Raw genomic sequence first — 20,340 nt, 5'->3', positions numbered from 1 at the left:
GGATACGGGGCCTTTTTTATTCACGCCAACGGGATGTGTGGCGCCGGCGCGACCGTGATATGATTCCGCTCCAAACGCAGGAGAAAAATATGCGCACGATCGCAATCATGATGGTTTTGGCGCTCGCCGGCTGCACCACCGTTTCCCCCAATGTTGAACCCATTCCCGGCAGCATCACCTATGGCGGACAGCCGCGAACCAAACTGACCAAGTCCCCCATCGGCAGCACGCTCAGCAATGAATTCGTCATGGGCGACGGGCGGCTGGCGATCGAAACCTACCGCGTGCAACCGGATCGGTCCCTGAAACTGGAGAGGCGCGAAATCGTCGGCGACTGGCCGCCGGATTGAGAACGGCGCTTCCGTCATCCTCGGCCTTGTGCCGAGGATCTGCGGCCTGTCGATTTTGTTCAACGTGATTAGATCCTCGGCACAAGGCCGAGGATGACGTCCGGACAGATTGCAGGCCATGCTTTTCCACCCGCACATTTCCCGCTCACCGCAATTCAGAATCGTTCTAAAACATAATTTTGATTTCCGCCGACCTTGCCAATAAAGCTGACAGCGAACATCAAGTTAACCCTGCGGAAAAATCTTCCTCTGGGGTTCAGAACTATATTGCAAGGGACATATAAGTGGCCATCAACTTCACCTTCCCCGTTCGGCTGCTGGCGGCAGCGGCCTTCAGCCTCGGCGCAATCACGGCAAATGCCGAAGACATGACGATCAAGCACGCCCAGGGCGAGACCGTGCTGAAAGCGGCCCCGAAGAAAGTTCTGGCTCTCGATATTCCCTCGCTCGACAATCTCGATGCGCTCGGCGTCGATCCAACGGGTGTCGTCGGCTCCAACCTGCCTGTCTATCTGCAGAAATATGCCGACGGAAAATATCTGAAGGTCGGCACGCTGTTTGAGCCCGATTACGAGGCGATCAATGCGGCCGAGGCCGATCTCGTCATTGTCGGCGGCCGTTCGCGGGCGAAATATCCGGACGTTGCGAAGATCACGCCCGCCATCGACATGTCGGTGGATTCCAAGGAATTCATCGGCAGCGTGAAAGCCAACATCACCAAGCTCGGCAATATCTTCGGCAAGCAGGAAGAAGCCAAGAAGCTCGATGCCATGATCGATGAAAAGGTAGCGAAGCTGAAGGAGATCGCACCCAATTCCGGCACGGCGATGATCCTCGTCACCAATGCCGGAAAGGTCGGCGTTTATGGCCCCAGTTCGCGCACCGGCTGGCTGCACACCGAAATCGGCTTCAAGCCGGTCGCAGCCGACATCGACGACCGTTTCGACCGCGGCGACGTCGTCTCCTTCGAATATCTGGCCGAGGTCAATCCCGAATGGCTGTTCGTGATCGACCGCGACGCCGGCATCGGCCGTGCGACCGACCCCGGCAAGGCGGCCGCACAGGTGCTGGACAACGAGCTGGTGCACCAGACCAATGCCTGGAAGAAAAAACAGATCGTTTATCTCGACCCGCAGGCCGCCTATATCGTCAGCAGCGGTTATACGGCGCTCACCACCCTGCTCGACCAGGTCTACAAGGCCGTCTCCGAGCAGAAATCGTAAAAGCCTCTAGGCATCCGCTTCTGAAGGCCGCTCCATACTCGACGTCATCCTCGGGCTTGACCCGAGGATGACCAAGGAGAGGTCGGACGCCTGTTTCGGCAGCCTGCCAAACCACGGGGAGCTTTCACCATTTTCGAAAAACCGCCAACTTGAAATCCCTGTCCCTCATCCTTGCCCTGTTGCTAACGCTGACGCTCGCCATCACCAGCCTGTTCGTCGGCGTCAGCAATGTCTCGCTCGCCACGCTCTTCGCACCGGATACGAGCGCGGACGCCCTGCGCGTGCTGCTCGTCAGCCGCATTCCGCGCACGCTGGCGCTGATACTCGCCGGAAGCTCGATGGCGATTGCCGGGCTCATCATGCAGATGCTGGTGCGCAACCGCTTCGTGGAGCCTTCCACGGCGGGCACCACCGAATCCGCCGGCCTCGGCCTGCTCACCGTCACCCTGCTGGCACCGGACACGCCGATCTTCGGCAAGATGCTGGTGGCCGCCGTTTTCGCGCTCGGCGGTACGGCTCTTTTCCTGCGTATCCTGAGGCAGGTGCCTTTGCGCGACGTGCTGCTGGTGCCGCTGATCGGCATCATGCTGGGCGGCGTCATTGCCGCCGTCACCACCTTCTTTGCCTATCGTTTCGATCTCCTGCAATCGCTGGGCGCATGGATGACGGGGGATTTTTCCGGCGTGCTGCGCGGCCGTTACGAACTGCTGTGGGTCGGCTTCCTTTTCGCCATCGCCGCCTATCTCGCCGCCGACCGTTTCACCGTGGCAGGCATGGGCCGCGATTTCACCACCAATCTCGGTCTGAACTACCGCCGCGTCATGGCGCTCGGCCTCACCATCGTGTCGCTGGTGAGCGCTGTCGTCGTCGTCACGGTCGGCATGATCCCCTTTTTAGGCCTGATCGTTCCGAATGTCGTCAGCCTGATGATCGGCGACAATATGCGCCGCTCCGTGCCCTGGGTGGCAACGCTCGGCGCGGTCTTCGTACTTTCCTGCGATATCATCGGCCGCACCGTGCGCGCACCTTACGAAATACCCATCGGAACCGTGGTCGGCGTCATCGGCAGCGCGCTCTTCCTCTATCTCCTGCTGCGGAAACGCCACCATGCGTGAGAGACATCCCGACCGGCGTGCAAAAACCGTTCTTATCGTGCTTGCGGCATTCGCACTCCTCTCCATGGCCGCCTTCATGACGCTCGGCGCAAAAGGGAGCTGGAGCTTCGTGTTGCCGTTTCGCGGCATCAAGCTTCTGTCGCTCTTGCTGGTGGCCTATGCCATCGCGGTCTCCACCGTGCTGTTCCAGACGGTGACCAACAACCGCATCCTCACTCCTTCGGTCATGGGTTTCGATTCGCTTTACGTGTTGATGCAGACCGGGCTGATCTTCGTTTTCGGCTCGGCAACGGTCGTCATGATCGATCCGCAACTGAAATTTCTCGCTGAAACCAGCCTGCTCGTCGCTTTTTCCGCCCTGCTCTATCGCTGGCTTTTTGTCGGTGCGGAACGCAGCCTGCATCTGCTGGTGCTGGTCGGCATCGTTTTTGGCGTCTTCTTCCGCAGCCTCTCGGGTTTCATGCAGCGCGTGCTCGACCCCAATGAATATACCGTGCTGCAGGATGTGCTGTTTGCCAGCTTCAATTCCATCGATCCCACGCTTCTTGCCGTTTCCGCCGTCATCATCGGCGTGGTGACCATCATCGGGCTCAGGCTCACGCACACGCTCGACGTCCTCTCGCTCGGCCGCGCGACGGCCATCAGCCTCGGCGTCGAATATAAGCGCACGGTCACTATCATCCTCGTGCTGGTCTCCGTGCTGGTCGCCGTCTCCACAGCGCTGGTCGGCCCCGTCATGTTCTTCGGCCTGCTGGTCGCGGCCCTTGCCCATTATCTTACCGGCAACGGCAAACACGCCTATGTGCTGCCCGCGGCAATCCTCATCGCCGTAATCTGTCTGGTGGGCGGCCAGGTGGTGCTGGAGCGGGTTTTCGTCTTCGATACGGCGCTCTCGATCATCATCGAATTTCTCGGCGGTATCGTCTTTATCGGTCTAATTTTGAAACGGGGTGCGCGATGATCATCGCCAGTCAGATCAGCAAATCCTATGGCGACAGCCTCGTCGTCGATGGCGTCTCCGTCTCCATTCCGGCAGGCGGCGTCACCTCCATCATCGGGCCGAACGGGGCGGGAAAATCGACCCTGCTCTCCATCGTCGCAAGGCTGATGTCGATGGATGCCGGAACGGTGACGGTGGACGGTCTGGATGTGACCAAAACCCCATCCGATACGCTGGCGAAGCGGCTTTCTATCCTGCGGCAGGACAACCACATCTCCTCGCGCCTGACGGTGCGAGACCTCGTCGGTTTCGGCCGTTACCCCTATTCCAAAGGCCGCCCCACCATCGAGGACAAGGTCCATATCGACCGGGCGCTCGAATATCTCAATCTCGAAGCCCTTGCCGGCCGGTTTCTGGACGAGCTTTCCGGCGGCCAGCGCCAGCGCGCCTTCGTGGCCATGGTGCTGTGCCAGGACACGGATTACGTGCTGCTCGACGAGCCACTCAACAACCTCGACATGAAACACGCCTCCAGCATGATGAAGATCATGCGCCGCGCCGCTGACGAGCTGAAGAAGACCGTGGTTCTGGTGCTGCACGACATCAACTTCGCCTCCTGGTATTCCGACACCATCATCGCCATGCGCGAAGGCCGCATCCGCCATCAGGGGCCGGCGAACGAGATCATCCGTCCGGACGTCCTCAAGGACATCTACGACATGCCGATCCGCGTCAATGAGATAGACGGCCGACGCATCTGCCTGTTTTACGAATGACACGATGATTGTGCAGGATTTTTGCTGTCCCAGCGCCTGGCATGGAACAGGGCCGCAGGCCGGGACGTTAAACGATGGACTTTTCCAAAGCGGCATTCCGTCCGCAACTTCAGGAGACATCGATGAAGACGCACAAGACGAAGAACGACCTGCCTTCCAACGCCAAGTCGACCGTGATCGGCATTCTCAATGAATCGCTCGCTTCCGTCATCGACCTTGCGCTCGTCACCAAGCAGGCGCACTGGAACCTCAAGGGCCCGCAATTCATCGCCGTCCATGAACTTCTCGACACGTTCCGCGCCCAACTCGACAATCACGGCGACACGATTGCCGAGCGTGTGGTCCAGCTTGGTGGCACGGCGCTCGGCAGCCTGCAATCGGTCTCCTCAACGACAAAGCTCAAGGCCTATCCGACCGATATCTACAAGATCCATGACCATCTGGACGCCCTGATCGAGCGTTATGGCGATGTGGCCAACATGATCCGCAAGGCGATCGACGATTCCGACGAGGCCGGTGATCCGACGACGGCCGACATCTTCACCGCCGCCTCGCGCGATCTCGACAAGTCGCTCTGGTTTCTCGAAGCGCATGTGCAGGAAAAAAGCTGAGCGGAAAACGGCTCTCGCCTGCCCAAACAGCAAAGCGCCCGAGATACCCGGACGCTTTTTTAACGGAATGGCGCAATCAATGCCGACGTAAGACCGCAAGCCCTATATCGCGCAACATTTCATGGTCGAGAATGCCGCGCTGGGCGCTTCGGATCAAAACCGCTGCGCACTCATTGGCGACATGGCTGCTGCGATCTTGAAGGCACTCGAAACATACGCCATCGAAAATATTCTGTAGATCGGTGATCTGCTCTGGCGACAATTGTGCGCCAACTCTTTCAAAAGCTGCGTACGACAAGGCTCATCCTCCCGATGATGATATGCCAAGTATCGTTCCCAATATCGTTTCGGATTTTTCGTGGACAGGCAATTTGTACACCCGAACGAATCACTTGTCGAATCAGATTTTAACCAAATGTAAACAGGTTATTTTCTGGCCTTCCCGCCGGCCGCCACTCCCGTCACAGGGAGATAAAAACCAGCTGAAACAACATCTTCAGCGGAAATTCCCTGCGCTTGCGCCCGTAATGGCCGCCAGATTTCGGATAAATCCGCACACAGGCGGATTTCCACCGAAACCGCAAAAGAAACTATTGCATTCCAAAAACGATTGAGCGATATAGCACCCGTCGCCACTTGGCGGCCCACGGTTCAGCGAACTACCCCGGACCGGTGGATTTGAGCGGGTGTAGCTCAGGGGTAGAGCACAACCTTGCCAAGGTTGGGGTCGAGGGTTCAAATCCCTTCGCCCGCTCCAGTTTCCCAAAAAAAGACGGATAAATCGTCACCACGTCCGATGTGAGATGCATCGTTTCTATGGGCTGTGATGCGCATCGCCATGCGCAATGCGCGAAGATTTCTCACACGAAGAAAACCGGGAAGGGCGTTCCCTCCCCGGCTCTCATTGTCAGGCAGCTTCGTCCCAGACAGGCGCAAGCCCGTCCGGCGACACAATGCGGCCATCCGGTCCGGCGAGCGCATGGATCGCCGCCATTTCATCGGCAGAAAGTTCAAAATCGAAGATGGCGAGATTCTCATCGACGCGGGCTTCGCTGACCGTTTTCGACAATGCGACGACACCCGGCTGTTGCACGAGCCAGCGCAGCACCACCTGCGCCACCGACTTGCCACGGCCTGCGGCGATTTCTTTCAGCACCGGATCGGTGAAGACCTTGCCATCGGCCATGCCGTAATACCCCGTCACCGACATGCCGGCGGCCTTTGCCGCGGCGATAACCACATCCTGATCGATATAGGGGTGGTATTCGATCTGGTTGGTCACGATCGGGGCCCTGGACAGCTTCACCGCCTCGGCCATCAGCGCCGTGCTGAAATTGGAAACGCCGATATGGCGAACCTTGCCGGCCTGCCTCACCGCGTTCAGCGCGCCGATCTGTTCGGCAAGCGAAACCGCCTCATTCGGCCAATGCAGCAGCAGCAGGTCGACATAGTCGGTCTTCAGCTTTTTCAGGCTCTCATCCACGGAGGCGAGGAAGGCATCGTGCCTGTAATTCTCGACCCAGACCTTGGTGGTGAGAAACACCTCGCTGCGCGCCACGCCCGAAGCAGCAATGGCTTCGCCGACCTCGGCTTCGTTGCCGTAGATCTGGGCGGTATCGATATGGCGAAAACCGGCCTTCAGCGCATGGGGAACGATGCGCAGCACATCGGCGCCGGGGATACGAAACGTGCCGAAGCCGAGCGTCGGGATCGAAACGCCATTCGCGGTGACATCAAACATATATTTTCTCCTTTGGGGTTATCCGGCCAGCTTGGGGTATGGCCTGGAATCATGTGAAAGCTCAGGCGGTTTTCAGCGTCAGCGCGGCGCGGCGGTCGAGAGCGCTGCTCCAGAGGGTCAGCAGCAGGGCGACGGCGACGAGGATGGCGCCAACCCAGGGGGTTGCGGCAAGACCCATCGGCGATTCCACCACCAGACCGCCAAGCCATGCGCCAATGGCGATGCCGAAGTTGAACGCGGCGATGTTGAGCGCCGAGGCGACATCGACGGCACCGGGGCGATGCTCCTTGGCAAGCTGCACCACATAAAGCTGCAGGCCGGGAACATTGGCGAAGGACAGGAAACCAAGCGCCGCAAGCGTGATGAGCGCCAGCATCGGCGAGAAGGCGGTGAAGGAAAAGACGAGCAGCACGATGGCCTGCGCCAGGAAAAGACCGATCAGCGCCTTGGCCGGGTTATGGTTGGCGATCCTGCCGCCGCCGATATTGCCGGCTGCAATGGCGACGCCATAAAGCACGAGGATCAGGCTGACGCTCTTTTCCGAAAAGCCGGTCACATCCTGCAGGATCGGAGCAAGGAAGGTGAAGGCGACGAAGGTGCCGCCGTAGCCGAGCGCGGTCATGGCGAAAACGATGAGCAGCCGGCCGGAACCGAGAACACGAACCTGATCGAAGAGGCTCGCCGGCGGCGCCTTTTTGAGCGTGCTTGGCAGAAGCGCGGCAATGCCCAGGAAAGCAATGACGCCAAGCGCGGTGACGGCCCAGAAGGTGGCGCGCCAGCCGAAGACCTGCCCGATATAGGTGCCGAGCGGAACGCCGGTGACGATGGCGACCGTGAGCCCCATGAACATCATCGCAATGGCGGAAGCGCGACGGTTTTCAGGCACGAGATCGGCGGCGATGGTGGAACCGACCGAGAAAAAGACGCCATGGGCGAAAGCGGCGATGACGCGGGCGACAAGCAGCATCTCATAGCTCGGCGACAGGGCCGCAGCGCTGTTGCCTATGATGAACAGGGCCATCAGGCCCAGCAGCAGCGGCTTTCTTTCGATCCTGCCCGTCAGCGCCGTCAGGATCGGCGCACCGAAGGTGACGCCCAGCGCGTAGACGCTGACAATGAGGCCGGCAAGCGGCAGGGTGATGTGAAGATCGGTCGCGACCGTCGGCAGAAGACCGACAATCACGAACTCCGTGGTGCCGATCGCATAGGCCGCGATCGTCAGGGCAAATATGGCCAATGGCATGACGAATACCTCTTCGCCCGGGGCGGGATCGCGGGCGTTCTGGACAGCAACGCTGTCGGTTTGGATCATTTGGACAGCGATGCTGTGGTTTAGATCATTTGGACAGCGATGCTGTCCGGTTGGATCAAATCTATGGACGCAATATGGGCGAAGGGGACTTGCATGATAATCGGCAAGGTGGGACAAATACCTTTGAATTTATTTCACAGGCGGTGCGGCGATGGACAACAGGGCCGGAGAAATGGAAGTCTTCGTGGCGGCGGCCGAACTCGGCAGCTTTTCCGCCGCCGGGCGCAGGCTGCAGCTTTCACCGTCCGCCGTCAGCAAGCTCGTCACCCGCATCGAAGACCGCCTCGGCACCCGGCTGCTCGCCCGCTCCACCCGGCTTGTCACGCTCACACCGGAAGGTGAAGTCTATCTGGCCCGGGCAAGGCGCATTCTCGCCGACATAGCCGAGACCGAGCAGATCGTGGCGAGCGGCGGCAAGGTGGTGCCGCGAGGCCTTTTGCGCGTTAACGCCACTCTGGGCTTCGGCGAACGTTATCTCCTGCCGCTGGCGCCGGAATTTTTGTCGCTTTATCCGGAAATCGAGCTGGATATCTCCCTGACCGACGGCGTCATCAGGCTGATCGAGGAACGCACCGATATCGCCATCCGCTCGGGCGCCATGGGAGATTCATCGCTGAAGGCGAGAAAGCTGAAGGAAGTCCGTCGCGTCATCGTCGCCTCCCCCGCCTATATCGAACGACACGGCATGCCGGAAAAACCGCAGGATCTGGCGCGGCACAATTGCTTCAGCTTCAATTTCAGCCGCAGCCTCAACGAATGGCCGTTTCGCAACCCCGGCTCTGCGCAAGTCTACCGCCTGCCTGTCAAGGGCAACGTCTCGGTCAACAGCGGCATGGCCATGCGAAGGCTCTGCCTGACGGGCCTGGGGCTGGGAAGGGTCGGCGAATTTCATATCGAGCCGGATATCGAGGCGGGCCTGCTCGTGCCGGTTCTGGAAGACTACAATGCAGAGGAGATGGAAGTGATCCACGCGGTTTATGCCGGTCATGAACACCTGGCCGCCCGCGTTCGCGCCTTCATCGATTTTGTCGCAGCAAGGGTCGGGCGGTGACTGGCCGCCTCAGACCAGGCCGTGCACCAATTTGGCCAGCCAGTCGACAAAAACGCGCACCTTGTTGGTTACATGCCGGGTCTGCGGGTAAACCACATAGATCGGCATCGCCTCCCGTCGCCATTCGGAAAGCACCGGCACCAGTTCTCCCCGCGAAAGCGCATCCTTTACCATGAAGACGGGAAGCTGCACGATACCCATGCCGGCCAGCGCGGCATTGAGATAGGTACGGCTGTCATTGACTGAGACGACATAATTCGGGGTCAGCTCGACGCTGCGCACACCGTTATCGAAGGAGGCCGGCATGATCTGACCGGTGGTGGCATTGAGGTAGCCCACCGAATAATGTTCCTTCTCCAGATCCTCCGGCTCTTGCGGCATGCCGAAATTTTCGATGTAGGACGGCGAGGCGAATGTCTCGAACCGGAGTTCGCCCACTTTACGGGCAATCAGCGACTGATCGCGCAGCACGCCGACGCGCAGCGCACAGTCGACATTCTCCGCTATATAATCGACCAGACGGTCACCGACACCGAGGTCGAGGCGGATTTGCGGATAACGCTGGTAAAATTCGCAAAGATGTGGGATAACCACCAAGTCCGCGAAGACACCGGCCATTTCCACCCGCAACCGGCCGGAGGGCTGCACCTGCGCGCTGGACATGCTGCCGTCAAGCTCTTCGATTTCCGATAAAATCTGTGAGGCCCGCTCATAATAGAGAGCGCCGTCCGTTGTCAGCATCACCCGGCGCGTGGTGCGGTTGAGAAGTGTGGTGTGCAAATGCGCCTCCAGCGCCTGCACCATGTTGGTGACGGTGGTCTTCGGCATATTCAGCGCTGTCGCGGCGCGGCTGAAATTGCCGGTTTCCACGACCCGCGTAAAAACCCGCATGGCGGAGAGCTGATCCATGATGAGATTATCCGTCTTTATGGAATAGTGTTTTCATTTTAGAGCACTTGATCGTTTTTCTCCGAACAATAATATGAATTTCAGATTTTGCAAATATGGTGCGCCTCTCATGGTGGTGCACGGGACCGGATCAGATGAACGCGCACTGGGAAAACATCAAAAGCTGCGGGGGCCTCGCATCCCAGCTTTCCGTGCGCCGATATGAGGGTGCAAAGCTTTGCAGCCAGCCGCCCGTGGTGCTTTACCTGCGCGGCGGATCGTTTCTGCAACCCGGTCTTGAGCCGGGCGGTAATTGCCCCGAGCTTCCGGTGGCCCGCGCGCTTGCGGAAAGCGGCGCGGTGGTCGTGGAAGCCGACTATAGCAAGCCGTCCGGCAACGAGTTTCCGATGGTTATCGATTGTGCCTATGAGGCGCTCGATCATCTGAGCCGGGATCGTAAACATTATGGCGGCGCGAAATCGCTGCTGTTCGTGGCCGGCGAAGAGGCTGGCGGCAATGTGGCGGCGGGGCTTGCCTTGAAGGCCCGTGACCGCATGCCGGGCAAACTCGCAGGCCAGATTCTTCTGTCGCCTATGATCGACCCGATGATGACGACGGAATCCTTCCGCAACGCGGACAGGATCGGCATGCGCCAGCGCTGGGCCGATGGCTGGAGCCATTACCTTGCCAAGGCGTGCGGGTTTTTCCACCCCTATGCCGCGCCCTGCCAGTGCACGCGGCTGAACCGGGTGGCGCCGGCGCTGATCTTTACCGCCGAGGATGACCCTCTGCGCGACGAAACGGTCAATTATGGAGACCGCCTCATCGCCTCGGGTGTCAGCGTCCGGAGCCATGTTTTCCCCGCCGGCATCGGCTGGACGGGGCTTTATCAAGGAGAGGGCGGCGGATGGGTCTCATCCGTCTGTTCGGAGTTCAAGACTTTCGTTGACCAGTTAAAACACTGAAAATTCGCATTTATTTATGAACGACCTGCTCCCGATCGGGGGCCAAGGAGATACCCATGACGCTGAACACAAAGCGCCGGGCCCTGACGGGCGCCGGTATCGGGCTTGCCATGTCCGTTGCAGCCGCAGCACTGTTTTTCGACCTCCCCACCAGCCGTGACGCGACGGCCGCTTCCACGCCGGCTGAAACACCGGCAATCCCGGTCACCGTCGCCAAGGTGGAAAGCCGCGACGTGATGCGCTGGGAAGAATTTTCCGGCCGTCTCGAAGCCGTCGACCGGGTGCAGATCCGCTCCCGCGTCGCCGGCCAGATCAAGGCCGTGCATTTCCGCGAAGGTGCGCTCGTCAAGGAAGGCGACCCGCTCTTCACCATCGACCCGGCCCCCTATCAGGCCGCTGTTGCCGGTGCTGAGGGACAGGTCGCTTCCGCCGAAGCCAAGGTAAGCCTTGCAAAAACGGAACTGGAGCGTGGCCGCCGGCTTTCCGACAACCGCACCATTTCCCAGAGCGATCTCGACCAGCGGCAAAGCTCGTTTGCGGATGCCGAAGCCCAGCTTCGCGCTGCCCGCGCAGCACTCACCACGGCTGAGCTGGATCTCGGTTACACCGAAATCCGCGCTCCGGTTTCCGGCCGGGTCGGCAGGATCGAAATCACCGCCGGCAACCTCGTCGCTGCCGGCTCTACCTCGCCGGCGCTCACGACGCTGGTATCGGTCAACCCGATCTATGCCAGCTTCAACGCCAGCGAAGGCGTTGTAGCCAGGGCGCTTGCCGAACTGCCGAAAACCGATGACGCCCTGCCCGCCCTCGAACAGATCCCGGTGGAAATCGGCACGCTTTCGGATGAGGGTACGCCGATCAAGGGTACGCTGCACCTGATCGACAACCAGGTGGATTCGGCAAGCGGCACCATCGGTGTCCGCGCCGTCTTTGAAAATCCGGACGGCAGGCTGATCCCCGGCCAGTTCGTGCGGGTGCGAATGGGTGAACCGAAGCCAGAAAACCGCATCGTCATCAGCGACCGGGCCATCGGCACGGATCAGGACAAGCGGTTCGTCTTCGTGGTGGACGCCGAAAACAAGGTGAGCTACCGCCAGATCAAGCCGGGCGCACCGGCCGACGGCCAGCGCATCATCGAAAGCGGCCTTGCCGCCGGCGATACGATCGTCGTCAACGGTCTGCAACGCATTCGCCCCGGCGCGACCATCGCACCGCAGACGGAAGACAAGGTTGCTGCTTCGCAGTAACCCTCCCCTTTGATCAGCAGGCGTCCCGCGCTGTCGCGAGACGCCCCCTTAGACAGAACCGGCCTTCACCGGCGGCAGGATTGCCGCCGGAACGGCCTTCGCATTCCCAAAGACCCGGAGAGGGACTGGATATGAATATTTCCAGATTTTTTGTCGACCGGCCGGTATTCGCCGGCGTGTTGTCGATCCTGATTGTGGTGGCAGGCCTTCTCGGCATGCGCGCCCTGCCGATTTCGGAATATCCCGAAGTCGTTCCGCCATCTGTCGTCGTGCGCGCCACCTATCCCGGTGCGAACCCGACCGTTATCGCTGAAACCGTCGCGACACCGCTGGAAGAACAGATCAACGGCGTCGAGGACATGCTCTATATGGGCAGCCAGGCGACATCGGACGGCGTGCTGACGCTGACCGTGACCTTCAAGCTCGGCACCGACCCCGACAAGGCGCAACAGCTGGTACAGAACCGCGTGTCGCAGGCCGAACCGCGGCTGCCGGCGGAAGTGCGCGCACTCGGCATCACCACCGTCAAAAGTTCGCCGGACTTCATCATGGTCGTCAACCTCGTCTCGAAGACCGACGATTATGACATCACCTATCTGCGCAACTATGCGACGCTGAACGTCAAGGATCGCCTCGCCCGCATCGAAGGTGTCGGCCAGGTGCAGGTCTTCGGCGCAGGCGACTATTCCATGCGCGTATGGCTCGACCCGCAGAAGGTTGCCGAGCATGATCTGGCCGCAAGCGATGTTTCCGACGCCATCCGCCAGCAGAACGTGCAGGCCGCAGCCGGCGTCATCGGCGCTTCCCCAAGCCCGAATGGTGTCGACCTGCAGCTCAACGTCAATGCCCAAGGCCGTCTGACGACGCCGGAAGAATTCGGCAACATCATCGTCAAGAGCGGTGCGAACGGCGAAATCACCCGCCTGCGCGATGTCGCCCGCATCGAGCTTGGCGCTGCCGACTATACGCTGCGCTCGCTGCTCGACGGCGAACCCGCCGTGGCTGTCGCCGTGCTTCAGGCCCCCGGTTCCAACGCCATCGAAATCGCCGACAATGTCCGCGCGACCATGGATAATCTGCAATTGGCAATGCCCGATGGCGTGAAATACGAGATCGTCTACGATACGACGAAATTCGTGCGCTCCTCCATCGAGAAGGTTGTCGATACACTCCTCGAGGCCGTTGGCCTCGTGGTGCTTGTGGTCATCCTCTTCCTTCAGACCTGGCGCGCCTCGATCATTCCGCTGATCGCCGTTCCGGTCTCGATCATCGGCACCTTCGCCGTCATGTATGCCTTCGGCTTCTCCATCAACGCCTTGACGCTGTTCGGCCTTGTGCTTGCCATCGGCATCGTGGTGGATGACGCCATCGTGGTCGTCGAAAACGTCGAGCGAAACATCGAAAACGGGCTCTCGCCGCGGGACGCCACCTATAAAGCCATGCGTGAAGTCTCCGGCCCGATCATCGCCATTGCGCTGGTTCTGGTCGCCGTCTTCGTGCCGCTTGCCTTCATTTCCGGCCTGTCGGGTCAGTTCTACCGGCAGTTCGCGCTGACGATTGCCATCTCGACCGTCATTTCGGCCATCAACTCGCTGACGCTGTCACCCGCGCTTGCGGCCCTGCTGCTGAAGGAACATGGTGCCCCGAAAGACTGGCTCACCCGTTTCATGGACAAAATCTTCGGCTGGTTCTTCCGCGGCTTCAACCGCGCCTTCGGTGCCGCCTCCAACGGCTACGGCAAAACTGTCGGCGGGCTGGTGACGCGCAAGAGCCTTGTCATGATGGTCTACATGGCGCTGGTGGCCGCCACCTACGGCATGTTCACGACAGTTCCGAGCGGCTTCGTGCCGGCGCAGGATAAGCAGTATCTGATCGGTTTCGCCCAGCTTCCCGATGGCGCAACGCTCGATCGCACCGAAAGTGTGATCAAGCGGATGAGCGCGATCGCCATGGAAACGCCCGGTGTCAGCCACGCCATCGCCTTCCCCGGCCTGTCGATCAACGGCTTCACCATCGGCTCCAATTCCGGCATCGTCTTTGCGGTTCTCGATGATTTCGAAAAGCGCAAGACACCGGAACTCTCCGGCGGTGCCATCGCCATGCAGCTGAACCAGAAGTTCGCCGGCATTCAGGATGCCTTCATCGCCATGTTCCCGCCGCCGCCGGTCAACGGTCTCGGCCAGACAGGCGGCTTCAAGCTGCAGATCGAAGACCGCGCCGGTTACGGTTACCAGACGCTGGATGAAGCCGCGAAGGCCGTGATCGCCAAGGCATATCAGACCCCGGAGCTGGCAGGCATCTTCTCCAGCTACCAGATCAACGTGCCGCAGCTCTTCGCCGATCTCGACCGCGCCAAGGCGGAACAGCTGGGCGTCTCCGTCAGCGACGTCTTCCAGACGCTGCAGATCTATCTCGGCTCGCTCTATGTGAACGACTTCAACGCCTTCGGACGCACATACAGCGTGCGGGTGCAGGCAGATTCGCAGTTCCGCGCCCATGCCGAAGACATCGGCCGTCTGAAGGTTCGCTCGGCGACCGGCCAGATGATCCCGCTGTCGACGCTGCTGAAGGTGGATGCAACGACGGGGCCGGAGCGCACCAACCGCTATAACGGCTTCCTTGCGGCCGATATCAACGGCGGTCCCGCACCGGGCTTCTCCTCGGGACAGGCTCAGGCGGCTATGGAGAAAATCCTTGCCGAGAACCTGCCCGCCGGCATCGATTACGAATGGACCGACCTGACCTACCAGCAAATCCTGGCAGGCAACTCCAGCATTGTGGTTTTCCCCTTGGCGCTGCTGCTCGTCTATCTCGTGCTGGCTGCGCAATATGAAAGCCTCACCCTGCCGATCGCGATCATCCTGATCGTCCCGCTCGGTGTGCTTGCGGCCCTCACGGGCGTCTGGCTGACGGGAGGGGACAACAACATCTTTACGCAGATCGGCCTTGTCGTCCTTGTCGGTCTCTCGGCGAAAAACGCGATCCTGATCGTGGAATTCGCCCGGGAGCTGGAATTCGAAGGACGAACACCGCTTCAGGCGGCCATCGAGGCAAGCCGGCTTCGCCTGCGCCCGATCCTGATGACCTCCCTCGCCTTCATCATGGGCGTGGTGCCGCTGGTCGTCTCGACAGGTGCCGGTGCGGAAATGCGTGCGGCCATGGGCGTCGCCGTCTTCTCCGGCATGATCGGCGTGACGTTCTTCGGCATCTTCATGACACCGGTCTTCTACGTGCTGGTGCGCAAGCTCGCGGGCAACCGTCCGCTCATCCAGCACAGCCGAGAAGAACCGGCCAATTCGGACTACAAGCTCGAAAAGGCCGGCTAAGACCACACTCCCATCCACCGCAACCTTCGACGCAAGCCCGCCGCGCATCCCAAGATGCGCGGCGTTTTTCATGGTTGGGACGTTCATGCGACATCGCTGAAATAGAATCTGTTTCAAATAGTTAAGTAGAGATAACACTCATATTGCGCTGCATTAAAACTGACAAAAGGCAATATATCCGCAAGGCTAAACCGGCGCTGAAAGAAACAATGCTATTTTATGCTTTATATTTTGTGGTAATTTTCGAAATCAGGGTGATTCGGACTAAATGATTTAGTTCAGGGGCGACATGATGGAGCAGGATTACGAGAGCTGGGCAACCACCGTTGCCTATTCGATTGTGATGCATGAGGGGCTTGATCTCGCCCTTTCCGCGCAAAATCTCGACAGGGGCAAAACCCGGAACAACCGGGAGCGGCTGATGGAAGCCATCCGCACCTCGCTGCTCGAAGCCCGTTCGAGAAGCGGCCAGTTGACGACGGCGTGAAGGACTGCCAGTCGCACCGGATACGGTAGCGGCTCAGGCCGGAAACAGGTCGGTCCGGATCGCCGCTTTCAGCGGCAGATGGTCCGAGGCGATGCGCGCCAGCGCGCTGTCATGCGCCTCCACCTGCTCGATCAACCCCTCACGATTGGCAATGATCCTGTCGAGCGCCAGCACCGGCAGGTTGGACGGAAAGCTCGGCACAGCTGGCGGCAAAGCGCCAAAAGCATCCCGGAACGTATTGAGCGACGAACCATTTCCGAGGCGCCATTCGTTCAGGTCTCCCATGAGAACGGTCGCGCATTCATTGCGCGCTTCGAGAAGGCTGATCAGTGCTTTTGCCTGCTGGGCGCGGGAATGTCTGAGAAGCCCGAAATGGGCGGCGATGACCCTCAGCGTGCCGCCGCTTTTCAGGTCCAGTTCCACGACGAGCGCACCGCGCGGCTCCAGCCCCGGCAATTTCAACGTATGCACATCCCTGACCGCGCCCTCCTTGAACAGCACGACATTGCCGTGCCAGCCATGGGCCTTCACGCCGGCCTGCACGGGCACGGGAATGAGGCCGCTTTCCCGCTCCAGCCGGGCGAGATCGAGCAGGCCCGTGCGCTCGCCGAAACGGCTGTCCGCTTCCTGAAGGGCGATGATGTCAGCGCCGATTTCCTGAATGACGCGGCTCGTGCGGTCGGGATCGAACTTGCGGTCGCGGCCGACGCATTTATGCACATTGTAGGAGGCGATGACGGGAAAGGAATGATCTTTGGTCGCTGGCGCCGCATTCTGGCGCTGGCGGCGGTCGCGCAGCGACTGCATGACGAAGGCGGACAGGCTGGTGTTTTTCGTCAAGGCCGCTTTTTCATCATCCAGCAAACCGTTCTTTTTCACGCGTTTATGCCTCCGGTCTCGCGCAGCGCCCTGCCGGACGCACCGCACACTAAAGATAAGGCGAAGCGAGCCACAGGACACGCTCCACAAAACGGACAACGAATGGCCGCGCATTCAGTTCGCTGAGCCGCACGGGCAAGGCGGTTGCCCGTGCATCCCGGATGCGCTCGCCGATTGTCGCGGCGAATTCCTCATCCATAACTTCGAGATCAATCTCAAAGTTCAATCGCAGCGAACGCGGATCGAGATTGGAAGAGCCAATGTAGCTCCAGCGCCCGTCAATCACCAGAAGCTTGGAGTGATTGAAAGTCCCCGTCGCCCGCCAGATGCGGCAATAGTTCCTCAGCATCTGGTCGAACTGCGCCGTCATCGCCCTGTCCACAAGCACCAGATTGTTGCTTTTCGGCACGATGATATCCACCACCACTCCCCGCCTTGCTGCGGTTATGAGCGCTGAAATAAGCTCCCTATCGGGGAGAAAATAGGGCGACATGATGAGAATGGAGGAGCGGGCGACGGAAAACGCGCCCATCAGCATCTTGTGACTGGTCTCGATGCTTTTGTCTGGCCCCGAGGAGCAGACGCGGGCGACGATTTGCGAACCCGGCACGCCGTCGGGAATGGCGATATCCCAGACTGGCGCATCCAGAAGCTCCCTTGTCGTGAACCGCCAGTCCTCCGCCGCGATGGAGAAAAAATCCGATACAACCGGCCCGGTGATCTTGAAATGCGTGTCTTGCGACCGGTTTTCGCCGCCGAATTCCTCTGTGAACCCTTCGCGGATATTCATGCCGCCGCTGAACGCGATGCGACCGTCCACCACAAGAATCTTGCGGTGGGTACGCAGATTGGCATAGGGCAGCCGCAATCCCATGATGACATTGCCGTTGAAGACATCGCAGACGATGCCCTTTTCCCTGAGCGTCGGCAGGATGCTCGGCACGGAATAACGCGCACCCACCGCGTCCACCAGCACGCGCACCTCCACGCCACGGACCTTCGCCCTTTCGAGCGCGGCGACAAAACGCGCGCCGATCCGGTCATTATCGAAAATATAGGTTTCGATAATGATCGACCGCTTCGCTTCCCCAATGGCCTCCAGCATGGCGGCATAGGCGGCATCCCCCGTGACCAGCGGCTCTATGCCGTTACCGGTCGTCAGCGCATGGCGGGTTACCCGGTCACCCAGCGTCTTCATCGCCTCGAAACGGCGTCCGAAGCGCGCGGCTATCGTCTCGCCGCTGGCGTCCAGACGCGCCACACGATCCATGATCTCGTCCTGCATGAAGGACCGTTGCTGCGTGATGTTGGACCGGCGAATGCGGTTAATGCCGGCAATGGCATAAATGACCGCGCCGACGATGGGCGACAGCACGATAACCCCGACCCAACCGAGCGCGGAGCGGACCTCCTCCTTCGTCATCGTGGCATGCACGGCGGCCACGGTTCCCATCAAAATCGAGAGAACGGCAAGGATATGCGGCCAATAGGCAATGACGAGATCGAGCATGGTACAACTATAGAGTACTTCGGCAATCTCGCAATGACAGGCAGGTAGTGCTGGCAGAGACAAGAACCTGACAGCGCCATGCTTTTGCGGGACAGACCCTTGCGGGATTAACGGTGGAAACCGGCCTTGCGATATGTCATGAGAGCGCATCTTGATCTTTGGGCAGTGGCAAGGCGGGGTGCACTTGCGGGCTTTCTGCCTCGTTTGAAAGCAAGAAGGCCGTGATGCAGGAAAATACACAGGGCGCCGTCATCGTCATTTCCAGCCATGTCATGCGTGGCTCCGTCGGCAATCGTGCCGCTGTCTTTGCGCTGGAGACACTCGGTTATCCGGTTTGGGCGGTGCCCACCATCGTCATGCCCTGGCATCCCGGCCACGGCCCTTCCACCCGGATGCGCTTTCAGGACGACGATTTCGACAAGGCGATGACCGACCTCGAAAACGCCAAATGGATCGGCGAGGTCAAGGCTGTCCTGACCGGTTATTTCGGCAGCGCGGCGCAGGTGTGCTCCGTCGCAAGGCTGATCCGCAATCTGAAGGAAAAGAACCCGTCGCTGATTTATGCCTGTGACCCGGTCATGGGCGATCTTGGCGGGCTTTACATTCCGCTTGAAACAGCGGAAGCCATCCGCGATCACCTCATCCCGCTTGCCACCGTCGCCACGCCAAACCGTTATGAACTGGCCTGGATGAGCGGCGCGGAACTTGAGACCAACAATGCCATCATGGATGCCGCGCTCGCACTCGGCCCCCCGAAAATGCTGGTCACCTCAGCCGTCCCGATGATGACGGGCGGCACCGGCAATCTTTATCTCAGCGGCCGCCACGCACTGCTTGCCGAACATCGCGCCATCGAGAATGCGCCGAACGGCCTCGGCGACCTGATGTCGGCGCTATTCCTCGCCCGTCTGCTGGAAGGCGTGGATGACGAAAAGGCGCTGCAGCTCGCAACCGCCAGCGTCTTCGAAATTCTGGCCCGCACCAAAAAACGCGACATGAACGAACTGACGCTGGAAACGGATTCTTCAAGCCTCTCCACACCCATGGCCATGGTGCAGATGCGTCATCTCTTGCATCCTTCGCGCAGCAAGCGCAAATAGCGCCTAGAGCATTTCCAGGCTGGACCTCGGTTTTCCGTCAGGAAATGCGGCAAAAAAGGAGTTGGAGCAATATCGCGGTTCGAAGAACAGCAAGAATGCTCCAAAGGATTGGTCTTCAACGCACCGAGTTCTTCTCTTGATCTCGGTCCAACCACAACGGTAATGCGATAGATGAAAGATTTTCCGGAAAACCTTCTCAACGGCTACAAGAGCTTCATGAGCGGCCGCTACGCCGATGAGCGCGAAAGATACCGCGTTCTGGCAGATACCGGACAGAAACCGCAGACCCTGTTCATTGCCTGTTGTGACTCCCGCTCCGCGCCGGAAACCATTTTCGACTGCGGACCGGGAGAGCTTTTTGTCGTCCGCAACGTCGCCAACATGGTGCCGCCTTTCGAGCCCGACGGCCAGTACCACGCCACCTCGGCGGCCATCGAATACGCCGTTCAGGTTCTGAAGGTGAAGGATATCGTCGTCATGGGTCACGGCCGCTGCGGCGGCATCCAGGCGGCGCTCGATCCCAATCTCGAGCCGCTTTCTCCCGGCGACTTCATCGGCAAGTGGATGAACATGGTCAAGTCCGCCGCCTCGCAAATCCAGAGCAACGACGTCATGACCGCTTCCGAGCGGCAGACCGCGCTGGAACGGGTCTCGATCCGTAATTCCATCGCAAACCTGCGCGGTTTCCCCTTCGTCAAGGCGCAGGAAACCGCTGGCAAGGTGAAACTGCACGGTGCATGGTTCGATATCTCGACCGGTGAACTGTGGGTGATGGACGGCAAAACGGGCGACTTTCGCCGCCCGGATTTGTGAAAACAG

At 60.0% G+C, this 20,340-nt stretch carries 18 protein-coding genes and 1 tRNA gene; 14 read left to right on the top strand and 5 right to left on the bottom strand.

Annotated features, from left to right (window positions below; translation table 11 throughout):
- Window positions 1-89 precede the first annotated feature (89 nt).
- The 7 genes from PL599_RS13645 to PL599_RS13615 all read left to right on the top strand — a co-directional run bounded on the left by PL599_RS13645 (window position 90) and on the right by PL599_RS13615 (window position 5,772).
- The gene (locus tag PL599_RS13645) at window positions 90-350 is read left to right on the top strand and encodes a hypothetical protein (protein ID WP_269824507.1); all 261 of its coding nucleotides are present in this window, start codon (window positions 90-92) and stop codon (window positions 348-350) included.
- Window positions 351-634: 284 nt separating this feature from the next.
- Window positions 635-1,573 (top strand): siderophore ABC transporter substrate-binding protein, encoded by a 939-nt coding sequence (locus tag PL599_RS13640; RefSeq protein ID WP_269824508.1) that lies wholly within the window; start codon window positions 635-637, stop codon window positions 1,571-1,573.
- Between the two features lie 149 nt (window positions 1,574-1,722).
- Window positions 1,723-2,688: an ABC transporter permease gene (locus tag PL599_RS13635; protein WP_269824509.1), complete on the top strand. Its 966-nt coding sequence runs from the start codon at window positions 1,723-1,725 to the stop codon at window positions 2,686-2,688.
- Window positions 2,681-3,649, top strand: a complete 969-nt coding sequence (locus PL599_RS13630; protein WP_269824510.1) for an iron chelate uptake ABC transporter family permease subunit — start codon at window positions 2,681-2,683, stop codon at window positions 3,647-3,649. The genes PL599_RS13635 and PL599_RS13630 overlap by 8 nt, the downstream gene beginning before the upstream one ends.
- Complete coding sequence (locus PL599_RS13625; RefSeq protein WP_137410886.1) at window positions 3,646-4,404, top strand: iron ABC transporter ATP-binding protein; 759 nt, start codon at window positions 3,646-3,648, stop codon at window positions 4,402-4,404. Before PL599_RS13630 ends, PL599_RS13625 begins: the two co-directional genes overlap by 4 nt.
- 122 nt (window positions 4,405-4,526) lie before the next feature.
- A complete protein-coding gene (gene dps / locus PL599_RS13620) occupies window positions 4,527-5,015 on the top strand; it encodes a DNA starvation/stationary phase protection protein Dps (protein WP_137410887.1) in 489 nt (162 codons plus the stop codon).
- A 682-nt stretch (window positions 5,016-5,697) separates the two neighbouring features.
- A tRNA-Gly gene (locus PL599_RS13615) sits at window positions 5,698-5,772 on the top strand.
- A 150-nt stretch (window positions 5,773-5,922) separates the two neighbouring features.
- Here the strand turns inward: PL599_RS13615 and PL599_RS13610 are convergent.
- Both PL599_RS13610 and PL599_RS13605 read right to left on the bottom strand, forming a co-directional pair.
- Complete coding sequence (locus PL599_RS13610) at window positions 5,923-6,756, bottom strand: aldo/keto reductase (protein WP_269824511.1); 834 nt, start codon at window positions 6,754-6,756, stop codon at window positions 5,923-5,925.
- A 61-nt stretch (window positions 6,757-6,817) separates the two neighbouring features.
- Window positions 6,818-7,999 (bottom strand): MFS transporter, encoded by a 1,182-nt coding sequence (locus PL599_RS13605; RefSeq protein ID WP_142913673.1) that lies wholly within the window; start codon window positions 7,997-7,999, stop codon window positions 6,818-6,820.
- A 220-nt stretch (window positions 8,000-8,219) separates the two neighbouring features.
- Between PL599_RS13605 and PL599_RS13600 the strand changes: the two genes are divergently transcribed.
- On the top strand, window positions 8,220-9,119 hold the full coding sequence (locus PL599_RS13600; RefSeq protein WP_077981378.1) for a LysR family transcriptional regulator: 900 nt from the start codon (window positions 8,220-8,222) through the stop codon (window positions 9,117-9,119).
- Window positions 9,120-9,128: 9 nt separating this feature from the next.
- Here PL599_RS13600 and PL599_RS13595 read toward each other — a convergent pair whose 3' ends face one another.
- The gene (locus tag PL599_RS13595) at window positions 9,129-10,028 is read right to left on the bottom strand and encodes a LysR family transcriptional regulator (protein WP_003522616.1); all 900 of its coding nucleotides are present in this window, start codon (window positions 10,026-10,028) and stop codon (window positions 9,129-9,131) included.
- 134 nt (window positions 10,029-10,162) lie between these two features.
- Here PL599_RS13595 and PL599_RS13590 point away from each other — a divergent pair, with 134 nt between their 5' ends.
- From PL599_RS13590 to PL599_RS13575, 4 genes are all read left to right on the top strand, one after another.
- The gene (locus PL599_RS13590; RefSeq protein ID WP_077981598.1) at window positions 10,163-10,972 is read left to right on the top strand and encodes an alpha/beta hydrolase fold domain-containing protein; all 810 of its coding nucleotides are present in this window, start codon (window positions 10,163-10,165) and stop codon (window positions 10,970-10,972) included.
- A 56-nt stretch (window positions 10,973-11,028) separates the two neighbouring features.
- Window positions 11,029-12,219 carry an efflux RND transporter periplasmic adaptor subunit gene (locus PL599_RS13585; RefSeq protein ID WP_142913603.1) on the top strand — a complete coding sequence of 397 codons (1,191 nt, stop codon included), beginning with the start codon at window positions 11,029-11,031 and terminating at the stop codon, window positions 12,217-12,219.
- A 131-nt stretch (window positions 12,220-12,350) separates the two neighbouring features.
- Entirely contained in the window at window positions 12,351-15,545 is a 3,195-nt protein-coding gene (locus PL599_RS13580; protein ID WP_077981376.1) for an efflux RND transporter permease subunit, read from the top strand.
- Window positions 15,546-15,834: 289 nt separating this feature from the next.
- Complete coding sequence (locus tag PL599_RS13575) at window positions 15,835-16,032, top strand: hypothetical protein (RefSeq protein ID WP_162520556.1); 198 nt, start codon at window positions 15,835-15,837, stop codon at window positions 16,030-16,032.
- Window positions 16,033-16,065: 33 nt separating this feature from the next.
- Here the strand turns inward: PL599_RS13575 and PL599_RS13570 are convergent, their stop codons facing one another.
- Window positions 16,066-16,911, bottom strand: coding sequence for an endonuclease/exonuclease/phosphatase family protein (locus PL599_RS13570; protein WP_077981596.1), 846 nt, complete (start codon window positions 16,909-16,911; stop codon window positions 16,066-16,068).
- A 49-nt stretch (window positions 16,912-16,960) separates the two neighbouring features.
- Complete coding sequence (locus tag PL599_RS13565; protein WP_142913672.1) at window positions 16,961-18,421, bottom strand: phospholipase D-like domain-containing protein; 1,461 nt, start codon at window positions 18,419-18,421, stop codon at window positions 16,961-16,963.
- A 224-nt stretch (window positions 18,422-18,645) separates the two neighbouring features.
- Between PL599_RS13565 and pdxY the strand changes: the two genes are divergently transcribed.
- Together pdxY and PL599_RS13555 are read left to right on the top strand one after the other, a co-directional pair.
- Window positions 18,646-19,521 (top strand): pyridoxal kinase PdxY, encoded by an 876-nt coding sequence (gene pdxY, locus PL599_RS13560; RefSeq protein WP_269824512.1) that lies wholly within the window; start codon window positions 18,646-18,648, stop codon window positions 19,519-19,521.
- Window positions 19,522-19,692: 171 nt separating this feature from the next.
- Window positions 19,693-20,334 (top strand): carbonic anhydrase, encoded by a 642-nt coding sequence (locus tag PL599_RS13555; protein ID WP_077981373.1) that lies wholly within the window; start codon window positions 19,693-19,695, stop codon window positions 20,332-20,334.
- Window positions 20,335-20,340: the final 6 nt, after the last annotated feature.

This window comes from Agrobacterium sp. ST15.16.055 (assembly GCF_027956555.1).
GTDB lineage: Bacteria > Pseudomonadota > Alphaproteobacteria > Rhizobiales > Rhizobiaceae > Agrobacterium > Agrobacterium salinitolerans.
The sequence above is the reverse complement of the archived record's forward strand: the minus strand, read 5'-3'. Positions and strand labels throughout refer to the sequence as shown.